We start from the raw sequence: 15,856 nt of genomic DNA on the forward strand, positions 1-15,856 counted from the left end.
TTCTGTCTCCTTGGTTCGTCAGTTTATTTTTTGGCGGCGTCGTGCAGTTCCTGCCAGTTCGCCACTTCGCGCCAGCTGAGCCGGCGCGCCGGCAGCCGCACGTCGACCCGTTGCACATCGGCCGCACTGCCGTCGCCCGCCAGGTGCAGCACGCCGAGCGTGCGGGTAGCGCCGGCGCCGCCGGTGGCGCCGCGCGGCCCCGTGCCGGCGCCAAGCTCGAGCATCATCGGCAAGCCAGCGGGCGTCGCCCGCGCCAGAACGCCGGTTGCCGCCTCGCTGGCCGCCACGGCGCCGGCCTTGAACGCGAAGCCGCTCAGGGCATCCAACACGTAGGTGCGGGTGGCGGCGTTGCAGGCGTCCGATGCGGGAACGATGGTCGTCGCCAATACAGTGCCTGAGGCCAGCACGGCACTTGCGGCAAGCCGTTCGCCGTCAACGCGCGCATGCGGAAAGTCGACGTACCAGCCTTTTTTCGCACCGGCGCCGCTGTAGGCGAACTCGTCGCCCTTGATGGTGTAAGCCTGGTTGCCGGACAGGGTGCGCTGCGCCAGCTCGCTGCGCCCGTTCACGCTCGATGTCGTGCTATCGCGCACCGCATAAAACGACTGCGGCGCGAAGCCCTCCGGCCGCAGGTCGGCTTCCTCGATCAGTTTTCCGGTGCCGAACAACACCAGGTAGCCGCCGCCAGGCGCGAACACGACGCGCGGCGCATGGGTGATCGGCTGGCGCCGGCCGTTTTCATCGCGCGCCGTAAACACCGGCGTGCTGACGAACGGCGGCTTGCCGCTGAAGTCAAAGCGCCACAGCCGGCCTTGCAGGTCGCCGGCGTAGGCATGGCGCACGCTGCCGTCGCCCGCCAATACCAGCGCCGGTGGCGCCAGCGCGTTGGCTTGGGCCGATTCCGCCGCCGGTGCATCGAGCCTGTAATAATTGACGCCTTCCTTCCACGCTTCCTTTGCCGGCTTGTCGAGCGCGAGCAGGAACAGCGCGCCACCGGCGGGCGCGTCATCAGCATGGTTATTCAGGCCGCTCGGCACGATCGCAAAGTAGCGGTACCGCGGTATGCCGGCCGCCTCGCCGACCTTCAGTTTGGCGACCTGCGGCGGCGCGCCGACGTGGCCGATCGCCGGGTCGTGCGTTTCGGTAAATTCCCACAGCGCGCCCCTGCCGGCGGCAAATGCGGCCGGATCGCTGACGTCGAGCGCGAACACGCCGCGCGCGCCCATGCCCATGCCCGACACCAGCACCGAGCGCCACTCGCCGCTCAGTAGCGCTTCGCCCTGGCCGGCGCTGGCGTCGACGTAAGGGCGATGGCGGTAGCCCGGATCGCTCAGCTGTTTCAGGTACGGCAGCAGTGCGTTCGGCACGTAGGCGAACAGCTCGACGCCGTCCCGCGCGTTAAATGCATGCAGCATGCCGTCGTTGGCGCCGAGGTAGATCGCGCCTGCGCGCGCCTTGTAGCGCGCGTGGAAGCTGTCGTAACCCGGCCCCTGCCCTGCCACCGATGGCGCGCCCACCAGCAAGGGCGCGCTGCGAATGGCGTCGCCGAGCACGCTCGCCGCGCAAGAAGCCGACCAGGCGTTCACCGAAAACCTCGCCCTGGCCGTCGGCGTCAAGCCGGGCGCGTTCGACGGCGGGCAAACTGGCCCATGCGAAGGCGACCGTCGTGGTTAGCCCGTCGGTGTCGCGCGCCAACGTGTAGATTTTTCGCTCGTGCGGCGCCCTGTCGTTCAATAGCGCGCCGGCTTCCCACAGCGGCGCGGCGCCGATCTCGATGGCGCCGCCAGCGGCAATCGCCAGCGCGCGCGCTTCGAGACGACCGCTCCAGCCGAGCCTCTCGAAACCGGCCGCGACCAGCAAGCCAGCACCGGGTGCGGCCAGCTTGAACCCCGCTTGATGGCCCGCGCGGCAGCCCGCCTGCCCGGGCTGGCCGTCGGGCACCACCAGCGGCGGCGCCGCCTGCACAGCGCAAGCGCGGCAAGCCAGCAGCAATAGAAGCAACATCGGAAGCAATATCGGCAGCGACATCGGCAGCACCATTGGCAAGCGCTCAATCAAGGGCAGTCTCATTGCAAGCTGGCCGCGTTCGGCGCGACCTTCCGATAGAACGCCTGCAGCACCACGTGGGTGCTGTCGCGCGCGCCGAAACCGATCGCGGTGATGCGGTACAGGTTGCCGTTTGTTTGCCCGGCGTCTTCGCCTGCGCTCACCAAAGGCATCAGTTCGATGACGTAGCGCGGCAGCCTGGCCGGCAGTGCGCCTGCACCTGCCGGCAGCACGGCGCCGGTGAATGTTCCGTATGCAGTGGCGGCATCGGCCAGTTCCGCCAGTTGCCAGGCCGGCGCCGCCGGCACGTACGCGCACAGGCCAAGATTGGGGCCGGCTGGCCCCGCGCCGCAGCCATCGACGAAACCGAGGGCGCTGCCAGCGGCGAACCGCGCCGCGCGGGCCGAGGCGGGATCGGCGCCGCCTTCGATATCGCGCTCGGCATCCACCAGCCCCGCTTCGGCCCCCTGGAAGGCGAGGTGGCGGTCGCGCTCGATGCGGGCCGATTTTTCCGCGTTGAGGGCCGTCTGCGCGGCCGACATGCCGATGATCGTCAACGCCAGCAGGACGAACAGCGCCGTCAGCAACGCCGCCCCGCGGGTGCGATCGAAACGCGTCATCACTGCAGCTGCGCCGATGGATTGCGCAGCAGGACGGTCGAGGCGAACATCTTGCGAGCGCGCTGACGCGCTTCGCCCGGCAATTGCGCTTCGTCCAGACGCACGCCCGGATCAAAGCCGGCCGCAGCGAGGCTGTAGGCGCGCCCGAACAGGTCGAAGACCCTGGGTTCCAGGCCAGGCAAGCCGCGCCGCGGTGCGTGAATCACCAGCGCCACGCGGATGCTGGCGATGCGTTTCCAATGCGTGCGGCGCAAGCGCTCGCGTTCGCGCGCCTGCGGGTCGGTTGCCGTCGGCACCAGCGCCGCGTCGCGTTTATCGAGGACGCCGGCGTTGACGTATTCGTTGGCGACGCCGTCGGCCGGCGTGTCGGTGTCGAGCCCGTACAGGACCTGGAAGGTGTCGATGTTAGCGACGATGGCGTCCGCGCCCCAGCCGGCATTGCCGCGGTATTTGCAGCGCAGCTCGGCCTCGCCGGCGCCGTTGCGGGCGACGTAAAAAATGCTCCAGCCTTCTTCGTGCTGGCCGACGCCGAAGCCGGCGCAGTCGACTACGCTGCCGTCGCCCTGGCCCCGCTGCCGGCGCCGGCGAAGCGCACCGCCAGCACGTCGCTGCCGTTGACGGCGCTCCCAGGCGATTCGATGCCGTCGGTTGCGCGCGACAGCGTACGCGCGTCAAGCCCCTTGAGGTGCGCCGGCGCGGCGCCGAGGTCAAGGCTGGCCGCCTCGCGCTCCCAGTTGACGAAGCCGGCCTGGCGCGCGGCGCGCGTGACGATCTCGAGGGCAAAACGGCCGCTGTCGTCGAGCGCCGCCGCCTCGACCTGCGCAAGGTAGGCGGCGTTGGCCGACACCAGCATGCCCGCCGCCATCAGCAGCACCAGCATGCCGACCGTCAGCGCGACCATCAGCTCGACGATGGTGGCGCCGCGGGAAAGCTTGATTCGGTGTTTTATTTTGTGCTTCATTCCACTACCCCGGGCAGCGCGATGACCACGCCCGGCGCGGCGCCGCCGCCGGTCTCCTTGCCGCGCCAGCCGAGCTTGATGACGATGGGTGCGCCGCGGCTTGCACCGTCGCAGGCCCAGCGCAGCGCGCCGCGGCCGGCGCCCCACGCCCCGCTGTCGCGGCAGACGGCAACCCGCCCGCCGGGAAAGCGCTCGTGCAGCGCCTGGCGCACCTGGTCGATATCGGCCTCGGCCATTTGAATTGCGCCGCAGCCGGCGCCGGCCAGGCATTGCGGCGCGCTTGCCGGCGCGCCGTCGGTGGCGGCGTCGTAGCGCAGCTGCAGGTAAGGGTTGTCCGGGTCGGCGGCGCCCATCGGTTCAATGTTGGCGCGCATGCTGTCGGCAAGCAGGCCGGCCAGCCGCACGCCGTCCGACATCAGCCGCGATTGATGGCCGCTGCGCAGCGCCGCAAGCTGGGTGGCGCTCGCGCCCAGGATGCCGATGGTCAGCACCAGCAGCGCCACCAGCACCTCGATCAGCGTGAACCCGCCGGCAAAACGCACATGCAAAGGCGAGCGCACCACGACACCTCCGCAAGGGCAACGCTTGATTGACGCGCGGCGCGGCCGGCAGTTTTTACTGTCGAGCTTGCTTGCAGCGTATTGACGTGAATCGCCAAGCCATCACGTTATCAGGCGCGATCAGCTCAGCCATGAGGCGGCTCAACAGTGCGCGGCAGGCGGAAAAAGTGGGGGAAGTGCGGAAAACTACTTGCGCGGCTGCCCGACTTCGGCAATCGCTTCCTGGAATTCGGCCAGGTCCTCGAAGTTCTTGTAGACCGAGGCGAAGCGGATGTAGGCGATCTTGTCGAGCCGTTTGAGTTCCTGCATCACCAGCTCGCCGACGTAGCCGCTGTCGACTTCGCGCCGGCCGCTGGTGCGCAGATTTTCTTCGATGGTGGCAACCGCCGTATCGATCGCCTCGGCCGACACCGGCCGCTTGCGCAGCGCCAGCATCAGGCTGGCGCGCAGCTTGGCCGGCACGAACTCGGTGCGGCTGCCGTTCTTCTTGACGACGGTCGGCATCGTCAGCTCGACCCGCTCGTAGGTGGTAAAGCGCTTGTCGCAGCTGGCGCAGCGGCGCCGGCGCCGCATGGCGTCACCCTCCTCCGATACGCGGGTATCGAGGACCTGGGTGTCGTCATGCTGGCAGAACGGACATTTCATGATGGCGCCGGTGCGGTTGGTGGGCTGCGGGTTGGTTCCCTACGCGGCGTAGACCGGGTACTTGTCGGTCAGCGTCTTCACTTGCGCTTTCACGCGTTCGATGGTCGCTTCATCCGTCGGGTTGTCGAGCACGTCGGCGATCAGGTTGCCGACCAGGGTAGCGTCGTCTTCCTTGAAGCCGCGGGTGGTGAAGGCCGGGCTGCCGAGGCGGATACCGGACGTAACGAACGGCTTTTGCGGGTCGTTCGGAATGCCGTTTTTGTTGCACGTCATGTGGGCGCGGCCGAGGACCGCTTCGGCTTCCTTGCCGGTCAGGTTTTTGGAACGCAAATCGACCAGCATCACGTGCGACTCGGTGCGGCCGGAAACGATACGCAAACCGCGCGCGATCAGCGCCTTGGCCAGTGCATCGGCGTTTTTCAGTACCTGCTGCTGGTACTCCACGAACGACGGCTCGAGCGCCTCCTTGAACGCGACCGCCTTGCCGGCGATGACGTGCATCAGCGGACCGCCCTGGATGCCGGGGAAGATCGCCGAGTTGATGGCTTTTTCGAATTCGGCCTTCATCAAAATAATGCCGCCGCGCGGGCCGCGCAGCGACTTGTGCGTGGTCGAGGTGACAAAGTCGGCGTGCGGCACCGGGTTCGGGTACAAGCCGGCGGCGATCAGGCCGGCGTAGTGGGCCATGTCGACCATGAAGTACGCGCCGATTTCCTTGGCCACTTTGGCGAAGCGTTCGAAATCAATGCGCAGCGAAAACGCCGAGGCGCCGGCAATGATCAGCTTCGGCTTGTGCTCGCGCGCCAGCCGCTCCATCGCCGCGTAGTCAATGTCTTCTTCCGGCGTCAGGCCGTACGAGACGACGTTGAACCACTTGCCCGACATGTTCAATGCCATGCCGTGGGTCAGGTGACCGCCCTCGGCCAGCGACATGCCCATGATGGTGTCGCCCGGCTTGAGCATCGCAAAAAACACGCCCTGGTTGGCTTGCGAGCCCGAGTTTGGCTGGACGTTGGCCGCTTCCGCGCCGAACAGCTGCTTGACCCGGTCGATCGCCAATTGCTCGGCGACGTCGACGAATTCGCAGCCGCCGTAATAGCGCTTGCCCGGATAGCCCTCGGCGTACTTGTTGGTCAGTTGCGAGCCCTGCGCCTGCATGACGGCGGGCGAGGTGTAGTTCTCGGACGCGATCAGCTCGATATGGTCTTGCTGGCGCTGGTTTTCCTTCGTGATCGCCGCCCACAAGTCCGGGTCGACGTTGGCCAGCGTGTGATCTTTTGCAAACATGAAAAACTCCAATTGGGTATCGGTGCGGGCACCTGGCAGTGTGGAACGAATGAGGGAGAACGGAAAACCGAACAGGCAGCCTCATTGCGCGCTTCCATCGGTGGCTGCCCAGGCGAACGGCGGGTGAAATCTCACGTTCCCCAGTGGAAGCCCACTTTTCGCCGCCAGCCCTGAAGGGCTTCAGCTTTTCGCCAGTCACGTGAGACGTAATGGAGCCCAAATTGTAAGTTAAAGCCCAGATTTGGGCAAGGGAACTGCCATTTGCAAGGCAAACTTGTCAAGCGATCGGAGAATCTGGCTATTTCGGCTACAATTTTACGTCGCTTAACTTTTGGAACTTCGATCATGATCGTATTTATCACTGGCGCCTCGTCCGGCTTCGGCGCTGAAATGGCCCGCACCTTCGTCAGCCACGGCCACCAGGTGGTCATCAGCGGGCGCCGCAAGGACCGGCTCGACGCCCTCGCCGCCGAACTGGGCAACCTGGCGCTGCCGCTGGCGATGGACGTCACCGACAAGGCGTCGATCGACGACGCGCTGGCGCTGCTGCCGCAATCATGGCGCCAGATCGACGTGCTGATCAACAATGCCGGACTGGCGCTGGGCACCCAGCCCGCCCACGAAGCTGCGCTGGCCGACTGGGAAACCATGATCGCCACCAACTGCACCGGGCTGGTCACGATGACGCGCGCGGTGCTGCCATCGATGGTCGAGCGCGGCAGCGGGCTGATCATCAACCTCGGCTCGATCGCCGGCGCCTACCCCTACCCGGGCGGCAACGTGTATGGTGCCACCAAGGCCTTCGTCGACCAGTTCACCCTCAATCTGCGCGCCGACCTGGTCGGCACCGGGGTGCGCGCCACCAACATCGCGCCGGGCCTGTGCGGCGGTACCGAATTTTCCAACGTGCGCTACAAGGGCGACGACGCGGCCGCGTCAAAAGTGTATGAAGGCACCGTGCCGCTCAGCGCCCAGGACATCGCCGCCACCGCGTTCTGGATCGCCAGCCTGCCGCCGCACATCAACATCAACCTCATCGAGATGATGCCGACCTGCCAGGGCTTCGGGCCGATGACGATCAAGCGCGGCTGAGCCCGACCGGGCAGAGCTGCGTTTCACCACAGCAAAAAGCAGCAAAAAGGGGTCTGACCCGGTTTATAGGAAACTAATTTACGCCTTGTAACAAAATAGCGTCAAATGTGAGAAATTGTTACGGCGCTTGGCGCATGTTCCGGCGCTAACGTCTACTACCGACGCGTGGCCAGCCCGCCCCCCGCGGCCGCGCCGACTACCGTAGCCATGTACGCTGGGGTACAAACGGCTTTTAATTGGCGTAAAATGTTTCCCATCTATCACTTATAGCAGCTGACATGCCAACAGTCTTCACCTGGACGATCCGCGTCTATTACGAGGATACCGACGCCGGCGGCATTGTTTACTACGTCAACTATCTGAAGTTTTTCGAACGTGCCCGCACCGAGTGGCTGCGCGCCCTGGGCGTCGACCAGCACGCGTTGCTCGGGCAGCACGGCGCCATGTTTGTCGTCAAACATGCCGGTATCGACTACCATGCGCCGGCCAAACTCGATGACGTCATCACATTGACCTTGTCGATAGAAAAGCTCGGCCGGGCATCGATTCAATTCGCGCAGCAGGCTTGCTGTGGCGCCATTCTGCTGGCCAGTGCCCGCGTCAAAGCCGGCTGCGTTGACCGCGCCACCTTGAAGCCACGGCCTTTGCCCGACGCCGTGGCTGTTAAAATGCGGGCCGCCTGACGCTTACACCACCTTACAGAAAACCCGCCGCCCAATGAATGCAGCCCAAGACCTTTCCTTCCTGGCCCTGATCGCCAACGCCCACCTGATCGTCAAGCTGATCATGGCGCTGCTGCTGATAATTTCGCTGACCAGCTGGACCTATATTTTCCGCAAGATGTTCGCGATCCGCTCGGCACGCCGCCAGACCGAAAAATTCGAACGCAGTTTCTGGGCCGGCGGCAACCTGCACACCTTGCACCAGAGCGCGTCGAACAGCCGCGACCAGAGCGGCGCGCTGGCCCGCATCTTCGAAGCGGGCATGGGTGAATTCATCAAGGGCAAGCAGGCGGCCAAGGATGCGCTCGACATGGGCGCCGTGCTCGACAGCGCGCGCCGCGCCATGCGCGCCGCCTTCCAGCGCGAACTCGACGCCCTTGACATCCACCTCAATTTTCTTGCCTCGGTCGGCTCGGTGTCGCCGTACATCGGCCTGCTCGGCACCGTATGGGGCATCATGAACGCCTTCCGCGGCCTCGCCAACCTGCAGCAGGCCACGCTGGCGGCGGTCGCGCCCGGCATTGCCGAAGCCTTGATCGCGACCGCGATCGGCCTGTTCGCGGCGATCCCCGCCGTCGTTGCCTACAACCGCTTCACGCACGACATCGACCGCCTGGCGATCCGTTTCGAAGGGTTCGTCGAGGAATTTTCGAACATCCTGCAGCGCCAGTCGCGCTGACCGGGCCGGGAGACACAGATGGCTTCTTTTTCGAGTGGCATGCGCGGCGGGCGCGGGCGCAAATTCAAATCCGAGATCAACGTCGTGCCCTACATCGACGTGATGCTGGTGCTCTTGATTATTTTCATGGTGGTGCCGCCGGCCAACAGCCCGAGCGTGATCAACTTGCCGAGCGCGGAAAAATCGGCGCTGCCGCCGGACGACTACATCCAGATCGTGCTCAAGCCGAACGCGACGCTGTCGATCGGGGTCAACGGCAAGACCGCTACCGCGCCGCAGGACGTGCCGGACCGCCCCGCCCTGCTGCGCGCGCTGCGCGTCATGCACGCCAACCATCCCGAGTATCCGGTGATGATTGCGGGCGACCGCGACAGCAAGTACGACGACGTCATCCAGCTCATTTCGGAAGCCAAAAAAATGGGCATCAACCGGGTCGGACTGGCCACCAAGTGATGTTATTTCAAACGCTGATCCCGTCATGCCAATGACAGCTACCGCCGCTGCCGCCGCTGCCGCCACCACCGGCGCGCCCTACCGGGTGCCGCCGGAACCGAGCCGCTGGCCGTCGATCGCGCTGGCGGCGGCAATGCACGCCGGCCTGGTTGCGTTCCTGTTCATCGGCGTCAACTGGCAAAACACGGAACCGGTCGCGGTCGAAGCGGAAGTGTGGGACATGCAGACCCAGGCCGCCGCGCCGCCGCTGCCGACACCTCCTGAGGCGGCCGAACCGGCACCAGTGCCGGCGCTAACGCCCGAACCGGCGCCAAAAATAATCGAGCCGCCGATCGACAAGCCGGTCGCACCGAAGCCGCCCGACATCGCCCTCGAGCGCGCAAAGCGCAAGGCGGAAGAACGCCTGCTGCTGGATCAACAACGCCAACAGCGTCAGGAACAAAAGAAGCTGGAAGAAGCGCAGCTGGCGAAGCAAGAGAAAGCGCAGAAGAAGGCCGAGCAACTGGCTGAAAAAAGAGCGCAGGAACTGGCCGACAAAAAAGCCGAGGACGCTGAGAAAAAACTCGCCGACAAGAAGCTCGCGGAAAAGCAGGCGGCCGACAAGCTGGCCAAGGCCAAGTCGGAAGCGGCCGAACAGGCAAAGCTCGACAAGGCCCGCCTTGACGAGATGCGGCGTATCACGGCCGGCGCCGGCACCAGCGGCGAGGCGGCGCAATCGACCGCTTCGCGCATCGATACCGGCTACCTGGCCAGCATCGTCAGCAAAATCAAGAGCACCACGTCGTACCCGGGCAGCCTTGATGTGCCCGGCAACCCGAAGGTGGTGTTCAAAGTGGAAGAGTTGCCGACTGGCGAAATTATCTCCGTCAAGCTCGTCAAGAGCAGCGGCATCGCCACCTTCGACGAAGCAGTCGAGCGCGGCATTAACAAGGCGTCGCCACTGCCGAAGAAGAAAGATGGTACCGTGGCCCGCACAGTTGAAGTCGCTTTCTCGATGAAGGACCTGAATTGAGTGCGTTTGACTTCACGAACCCGGACAAAATTTACTTATGCGACCTATTCGACTCATGAACAAAACCCTCCCTGTTTTGCTGTTTTGCGCGGGCGTGTTCGCTGCCGCCGCCACCCCGTCCACCCTCGCGCAAGTGCGCGTTGAAATTGCCGGTGTCGCCAGCAACCAGATCCCGATCGCCGTTGCCGCGTTCGCCGATGAAGGCGTCGCCCCGGCCCAGGTGTCGGCCGTCATCAAGGCCGACCTGGAGCGCAGCGGTGTGTTCAAGGTGATCGACGCCGGCACCGTGCTGTCGGAAAGTTCGGCGATCGATTACGGCCTGTGGAAGTCGCGCGGCGCCGATGCGCTGGTGGTGGGCAGCGTGCGCCGCGGCGGCGACGGCCGCCTGGAGGTGCGCTACAAGCTGCTCGACACCATCAAGTCGTCCGAACTGTCGACCATGGCCAACACGGTCCAGCCCAAGTCCACCCGCCTGGCCGCCCACCGGATCGCCGACGACATCTACGAAAAGCTGACCGGCACGCGCGGCGCCTTCGCCACCCGCATCGCCTACGTCACGATGCACAACAGCCGCGACTACCGGCTTGAAGTGGCCGACGCCGACGGCGAAGGCATGGTCGTTGCCGCCTACGGCAAGGAGCCAATCATTTCCCCTGCCTGGTCGCCCGACGGCACTCGCGTCGCCTACGTCTCGTTCGAGGACCGCAAGCCGGTGGTCTACGTGCAGAACCTGGTGACGGGCGCGCGCAAGGTGGTTTCGAACGAAAAAGGCAGCAACTCGGCGCCGGCCTGGTCGCCCGACGGCACCCGCCTGGCGGTGACGTTGTCGAAGGATGGCCACTCCCAGGTGTATGGCGTGAACGCCGACGGCAGCGATATCCGGCGCCTGTCGAACAGCAGCGGCATCGACACCGAACCGCAGTTCTCGGCCGACGGCCAGAGCATCTATTTCACGAGCGACCGCAGCGGCGGGCCGCAGATCTACAAGATGGGCGCCAACGGCGGCGCTGCCACCCGCGTCACCTTCAAGGGCAGCTACAATATCAGCCCGCGCCTGTCTTCCGACGGCAAGACGCTGGCCTGGATCTCGCAGCGCGACGGCGGCTTTTCGCTCTACGCGATGGACCTGGCCAGCGGCCAGGAACTGCGGCTGGCCGAAGGCGCCACCGAACCGAGTTTTTCGCCCAATGGTAAATACTTGATGTATGCCACCAAGGGTGGCGGACGCACTGGCCTGGCCGTGGTATCGGTCGACGGCAGGGTCAAGCAGCGCCTGACGACCCAGGCAGGAAATATTCGGGAACCCAATTGGGGCCCGTTCATGAAATAGTTGTAAAACCCGGTTTTTTAAACAGTGATCAGGAGAAGAACACATGCGTCAATTTAAAAGTTTAGCTTTCATCGTTTCGAGCGCGGCCCTGCTCTCGGCGTGCAGCGCCCCCGTCAAACTGACCGATACGCCGGTAGTGGAACGCTCGACCGAACGCACCGCGCCGCCGGCGGCTGACAGCCGCGACATCCGCCCGGTCGAAACCGGCTCGGTCGATCCGCTCAACGATCCAAAAGGCGAGCTGGCCAAGCGCAGCGTCTACTTCGACTACGACAGCTATGTCGTGCGTGACGACGGCAAGCCGATCGTCGAAAAGCACTCCGCTTTCCTGAACAAGAACAAGGCGCGCAAAGTCCTCATCCAGGGCAACACCGACGAGCGCGGCGGCACCGAGTACAACCTGGCGCTGGGCCAGAAGCGCGCCGAAGCCGTGCGCCGTGCCATGGGCACGATGGGCGTGTCGGAATCGCAGATGGAAGCGGTCTCGCTGGGCGAAGAAAAGCCGAAGGCAATTGGCGCCAATGAAGCCGCGTGGGCCGAAAACCGCCGCGCCGACATCGTCTATTGATCTAAAGCCTGGCACTAAAGCCTGATACGGCCGATTGACAATCGGGCGGCATGCGGTGCAGACTGCATCCGCCCCGATTTTTTAGAAAGTCACGTCCATGAAACCAATTTCAACGTCCCGCCTTGCCGCTGTCTGCTTCGCGCTTGCCGCCTGGCTCCCGCTGCACGCGAGCGCAGGCCTGCTTGACGATGACGAAGCACGCAAGGCAATCCTCGATTTGCGCAGCAAGGTCGAGAATCTGTCGCGCGACATGAACGCCCGGATCGACACCAAATCGGACAAGCGTGCCGCGCTCGAACTGATCAACCAGCATGAGCAGACGATGCAGGAAATCGCGCGCCTGCGCGGCCAACTCGAAGTGCTGTCCAACGAGATCGCCACCTCGCAGAAACGCCAGAAGGATTTTTACGCCGACCTCGACGCGCGCATCGCCAAGCTCGAGCCGCGCCAGGTCAGCATCGACGGCAAGGAAGCCGAAGTCGATCCGGGCGAATTGAAGTCGTATGAAGCGGCGATGAAGCTGTTCACCTCAGGCGACTACAAGGTGGCCGCCAGCGCGCTGGCCGACTTCGTGCGGCGCCACCCGGATTCGAGCTACGCGTCGAACGCGCAGTACTGGCTGGGCAACGCCTACTATGCGCAACGCGATTACAAAAACGCGATCGCGTCGCAGGAAATCGTCACTTTGACCTACAAGGACAGCGCCAAGGCGCCCGACGCCATGCTCAACATCGCCAGCAGCTACGTCGAACTGAAGGACAAGAAGAACGCCAAAAAAGCGTTGCAGCAGCTGGTGGCGAAGTATCCCGAGTCGTCGGCGGCGTCGACCGCGAAAGACCGCCTGGCCGCGCTGAAATAAGCCAGGTTGCCTGACTCGACTGTTTAACTATTTGGGCGTGGACGTTTGACAGGATTGCCCGCGCCCCCTATAATATTGCTTCTTTCGGGTCGTTAGCTCAGCTGGTAGAGCAGCGGACTTTTAATCCGTTGGTCGCAGGTTCGAATCCCGCACGGCCTACCACGAATAAGTATCAAGCCCACGAATTTACGTTCGTGGGCTTTTTGCTTTCTGGCCGCTCTCTGGTTGCTCCGGAAAAGGTCCGGTCGCTGCCGGTCCGCATCGATATCGAAAATTCTTCTCATAAGGCAGGTCTAAATCTGGCCTGCCGCACAAAAAAAGACGCACTTCGCCGTGCTTATCGATTGTGCTGAATGGCTCCCGGTAATCTGTCGTACCCTGCCCTCGATTTTCCCCGCCGTCAAGTGTCTCGTGACGCTCCTGCTGAACCGCACCAGCAGCCGCCACCTTCATCGGTGACAATCAGCACATCGGGGGATTCGCTGAACTATGGACGTCGATGCGAAATGGCCATCGTTCTGATTAAAACTGGCCTGTCGGACGGGTCCACGCTAATTTAGCCTGATGGGACTGCGCCCCGGATCGGCGGACGCAATGCCCGCCCGGACGGAGCGGTATCGCCGCAAATATATAGATGAAATTAGCGGAAACGACAGTCAGAAGTGCCGCGAAGCTGTCGCGAACCACCGTCGATGGGGTTAAGGTGACACGGGCAGTGGGTTTCACTGGAAGTCTTTAGGATTTCCTTTAATTCGATCAGGTGCTCCGCTCCGCAAGTTCCCATGCCTTGAGTTCCATTGCTAGCCATCTCCGTTCTGACCACCTTGTTTCAAGATTTCGCCGCCCGACTATGCTCGACAGAATTTCTCCACGACGCCCGCCATTCCGATCATCCGACCGCATTCACACGCTGTCGCAAATTGCCGTTGCCGACGCTGGTCGCCATCATGCTGACGGGCATGAGCATTCAAGCCGAGCTGGACACCTTCTTCGCCCATCTGCGCCAACAAGCTCAGTTGGTCCACGAGGTGTCCGAGCAGGCGCTCTCTCAAGCACGCGCCAAGCTGCCGTTGACGGCCATCCCTCGACTCAAGGACTGGCTGATCGCGCGCGCCGAACAGGACCGATTTGTGCCGCGCTGGCGCGGTCTGCGCCTAGTTGCCGCCGATGCCTCGACGCTACGTTTTGGTCTGTGCGCTAGCCATCTCAAACGCGCCGCTCCCGCCGATTAAATCCTGTTCGACCTGTTTCTGCGGGGTTCCGACCTGATGCTCGCCGCCTCTGTGCACAGCGTTCAAGAGCGCGGTGAGCGACTGTTCCTCATCGAACATCTCGACTGGCTTTCCCAGGACGATCTTCTGCTGCTTGGTCGCGGCTATCCCTGCCGCTGGCTGGTGGCCGTGCTGAACCAGCGCGCCATCAAGTTCTGCATGCGGGTCGACAATACCGACGGTTTCGCCTGCGTGCGCGATTTCATGCGCTCGAGCGCGAACGAACGAATCGTCATGCTGCGCGCGCAGGACAAACAGGACGCGATCGATTATGAGTGCCCGCGCAAACCGCAGCGCGTGCGCTTGGTCCGCAACATCTCGCCGAATGGCGAGCAGCGAGTTCTGATGACTAAGCTGTTCGACGACAAGCTCTATCGGGCTAGCTGCTTCGGCGAGCACTGTCACAAGCGCTGGGGCATCGAGGAAGCGTTCAAACGGCTCAAGCACCGTCTCAATTTGGAGCACGTCACTGGATTAACTCAGCAGGCCGTGGTCCAGGATGTTGCCGCCAAAATCGTCTGCGACAACTTGCAGGCGCTGGTCGCGCTGACCGCCAAAGCCGACGCCGATTTGTCCTCCAACAAACGCATCAACCATGCATGCGCCCACACCGCGCTCAAGCCGCCGATGCCCGTCCTGCTCCTTGGAGGAGTGATCGGACGGAAGGTCGGCAAACTGCCACGGGGCTCGCTGAGCTTGATCGCTGGACGGACCTATCGACATCGCGAAAATCTCTCAAAACCGCGGAAACCAGGCCAAAAGCCACGCAAGGCAATGAATCAGAAAAATTGCTGAAATAGGCTAACTTGGGTGGATTGAGGCGACCTCCCACTCAATGAGGCAAGCCCAGCCTGACCTATTCGACCGTGAACACTTTGTACGAGGTCTGAGCCACGGATTTGAACCTCTTGGCGCGGCCCGCCGTACCCGACATAGAAAGTCACCTGACGATAGAGATAGGGCTTGATGTATAGCAATTCCTCCATGGTGTGCCGCAGCCACACTTGCCTTCGCACCACTAACTTATTTTTCGGAGGCAATATGGCAATCGACGCTTACCTACAAATCGACGGCATCAAGGGCGAGTCTCAAGATTCCAACCACAATGTCTGGATCGAATGCACTTCGGCACAATGGGGTGTGACGCAGCCAAAATCTGCCACTGCATCGACTGGCGGGGGCCACACCGCTGAACGCTGCGAGCACAAGAGTATTGCAATCACCAAGCTTGTTGATTTGGCCTCGCCGGTACTGATGCAGACTTGCTCGATGGGAAAAACAATTCCAAAGGTTAAACTCGAGTTCATGAGGGCCGACGGCCAAGGCAAGCCCGTGAAGTATTATGAAATTGAACTCGAAAATGTCCTTATCGGCGGTATTAACCAGTCTGTCTATGAGGGCAACGTTCTGCATGATTCCGTCGAGCTTAAATTTTCGGTGACTATTTAGCCGCTATGCAGCGAGCCGAATTGGATCGCCATTGAAGGCGCGCCGCAAGACGTCGAGCATGCCGTGGCCTTGTTTGCGCAGCGTGTCGAGGCAGGAGCGGATGACGCAGAAATTCTCGGCGCCGAGTACGGTACGGAAGCAGCCGGATATCTTCTGCTTCACTTTGGGCATACGCACGGCACGCTCACCGATATTGTTCGTGAACGGGACGGCGTGGTCAGCGATGAACAACAGAACGGCATCAGCGTAGAGCCGGAAGCGTTTGAGCAGGTTAAAAGCGACGGACTGCTTGACCGGCCCTC

General features: G+C 63.3%; 19 protein-coding genes, 1 tRNA gene, 1 pseudogene and 1 riboswitch. Of the genes and pseudogenes, 12 read left to right on the forward strand and 9 right to left on the reverse strand.

The window, feature by feature from the left end:
• Positions 1-23: 23 nt before the first annotated feature.
• From CR103_RS19100 to glyA, 8 genes are all read right to left on the reverse strand, one after another.
• On the reverse strand, positions 24-1,517 hold the full coding sequence (locus CR103_RS19100; protein WP_307719727.1) for a pilus assembly protein: 1,494 nt from the start codon (positions 1,515-1,517) through the stop codon (positions 24-26).
• The gene (locus tag CR103_RS23600; RefSeq protein WP_229443641.1) at positions 1,399-2,070 is read right to left on the reverse strand and encodes a hypothetical protein; all 672 of its coding nucleotides are present in this window, start codon (positions 2,068-2,070) and stop codon (positions 1,399-1,401) included. The genes CR103_RS19100 and CR103_RS23600 overlap by 119 nt, the downstream gene beginning before the upstream one ends.
• The gene (locus CR103_RS19105) at positions 2,067-2,666 is read right to left on the reverse strand and encodes a pilus assembly PilX family protein (RefSeq protein ID WP_099917522.1); all 600 of its coding nucleotides are present in this window, start codon (positions 2,664-2,666) and stop codon (positions 2,067-2,069) included. Before CR103_RS19105 ends, CR103_RS23600 begins: the two co-directional genes overlap by 4 nt.
• Positions 2,666-3,301: a PilW family protein gene (locus CR103_RS23605; RefSeq protein ID WP_307719728.1), complete on the reverse strand. Its 636-nt coding sequence runs from the start codon at positions 3,299-3,301 to the stop codon at positions 2,666-2,668. The genes CR103_RS19105 and CR103_RS23605 overlap by 1 nt, the downstream gene beginning before the upstream one ends.
• A complete protein-coding gene (locus CR103_RS23610) occupies positions 3,214-3,627 on the reverse strand; it encodes a PilW family protein (RefSeq protein ID WP_229443643.1) in 414 nt (137 codons plus the stop codon). The genes CR103_RS23605 and CR103_RS23610 overlap by 88 nt, the downstream gene beginning before the upstream one ends.
• Complete coding sequence (gene pilV / locus CR103_RS19115) at positions 3,624-4,187, reverse strand: type IV pilus modification protein PilV (RefSeq protein WP_229443645.1); 564 nt, start codon at positions 4,185-4,187, stop codon at positions 3,624-3,626. The genes CR103_RS23610 and pilV overlap by 4 nt, the downstream gene beginning before the upstream one ends.
• Before the next feature lie 186 nt (positions 4,188-4,373).
• Positions 4,374-4,832 (reverse strand): transcriptional regulator NrdR, encoded by a 459-nt coding sequence (nrdR, locus tag CR103_RS19120; protein ID WP_099917523.1) that lies wholly within the window; start codon positions 4,830-4,832, stop codon positions 4,374-4,376.
• A 39-nt stretch (positions 4,833-4,871) separates the two neighbouring features.
• Entirely contained in the window at positions 4,872-6,119 is a 1,248-nt protein-coding gene (gene glyA / locus CR103_RS19125; protein ID WP_099917535.1) for a serine hydroxymethyltransferase, read from the reverse strand.
• A gap of 99 nt (positions 6,120-6,218) precedes the next feature.
• A riboswitch (ZMP/ZTP riboswitch) is annotated at positions 6,219-6,328 on the reverse strand.
• 136 nt (positions 6,329-6,464) lie between these two features.
• On the opposite strand from glyA, the gene CR103_RS19130 reads away from it, so the two are divergent.
• From CR103_RS19130 to CR103_RS19180, 12 genes and pseudogenes are all read left to right on the forward strand, one after another.
• Positions 6,465-7,211, forward strand: a complete 747-nt coding sequence (locus CR103_RS19130) for an SDR family NAD(P)-dependent oxidoreductase (RefSeq protein ID WP_099917524.1) — start codon at positions 6,465-6,467, stop codon at positions 7,209-7,211.
• 278 nt (positions 7,212-7,489) lie between these two features.
• On the forward strand, positions 7,490-7,894 hold the full coding sequence (gene ybgC, locus CR103_RS19135; protein WP_099917525.1) for a tol-pal system-associated acyl-CoA thioesterase: 405 nt from the start codon (positions 7,490-7,492) through the stop codon (positions 7,892-7,894).
• Between the two features lie 34 nt (positions 7,895-7,928).
• Complete coding sequence (gene tolQ, locus CR103_RS19140) at positions 7,929-8,612, forward strand: protein TolQ (protein ID WP_099917526.1); 684 nt, start codon at positions 7,929-7,931, stop codon at positions 8,610-8,612.
• A 39-nt stretch (positions 8,613-8,651) separates the two neighbouring features.
• Positions 8,652-9,065 carry a biopolymer transporter ExbD gene (locus tag CR103_RS19145; RefSeq protein ID WP_099917527.1) on the forward strand — a complete coding sequence of 138 codons (414 nt, stop codon included), beginning with the start codon at positions 8,652-8,654 and terminating at the stop codon, positions 9,063-9,065.
• A gap of 31 nt (positions 9,066-9,096) precedes the next feature.
• On the forward strand, positions 9,097-10,077 hold the full coding sequence (gene tolA, locus CR103_RS19150; protein WP_099917528.1) for a cell envelope integrity protein TolA: 981 nt from the start codon (positions 9,097-9,099) through the stop codon (positions 10,075-10,077).
• Positions 10,078-10,132: 55 nt separating this feature from the next.
• Positions 10,133-11,407, forward strand: coding sequence for a Tol-Pal system beta propeller repeat protein TolB (tolB, locus tag CR103_RS19155; protein ID WP_099917529.1), 1,275 nt, complete (start codon positions 10,133-10,135; stop codon positions 11,405-11,407).
• 43 nt (positions 11,408-11,450) lie between these two features.
• On the forward strand, positions 11,451-11,975 hold the full coding sequence (gene pal / locus CR103_RS19160) for a peptidoglycan-associated lipoprotein Pal (protein WP_099917530.1): 525 nt from the start codon (positions 11,451-11,453) through the stop codon (positions 11,973-11,975).
• Positions 11,976-12,072: 97 nt separating this feature from the next.
• Positions 12,073-12,834, forward strand: coding sequence for a tol-pal system protein YbgF (gene ybgF, locus CR103_RS19165; protein WP_099917531.1), 762 nt, complete (start codon positions 12,073-12,075; stop codon positions 12,832-12,834).
• An 86-nt stretch (positions 12,835-12,920) separates the two neighbouring features.
• Positions 12,921-12,996: transfer RNA gene (locus CR103_RS19170), tRNA-Lys, on the forward strand.
• Between the two features lie 635 nt (positions 12,997-13,631).
• On the forward strand, positions 13,632-14,066 hold the full coding sequence (locus tag CR103_RS23615) for a hypothetical protein (RefSeq protein WP_229443646.1): 435 nt from the start codon (positions 13,632-13,634) through the stop codon (positions 14,064-14,066).
• Positions 14,067-14,102: 36 nt separating this feature from the next.
• Complete coding sequence (locus CR103_RS23620) at positions 14,103-14,900, forward strand: transposase (protein WP_229443648.1); 798 nt, start codon at positions 14,103-14,105, stop codon at positions 14,898-14,900.
• Positions 14,901-15,146: 246 nt separating this feature from the next.
• A pseudogene (locus tag CR103_RS19180) lies at positions 15,147-15,542 on the forward strand (Hcp family type VI secretion system effector); the annotation flags it as partial.
• Between the two features lie 15 nt (positions 15,543-15,557).
• Here the strand turns inward: CR103_RS19180 and CR103_RS19185 are convergent.
• Positions 15,558-15,856 (reverse strand): IS66 family transposase (locus CR103_RS19185; RefSeq protein WP_143752517.1); only part of this gene is annotated, 299 nt, incomplete at its 5' end.

Origin of the sequence: Massilia psychrophila, from assembly GCF_002760665.1 — a bacterium.
In the GTDB taxonomy this organism is placed as follows: Bacteria; Pseudomonadota; Gammaproteobacteria; order Burkholderiales; family Burkholderiaceae_D; genus JAFCUW01.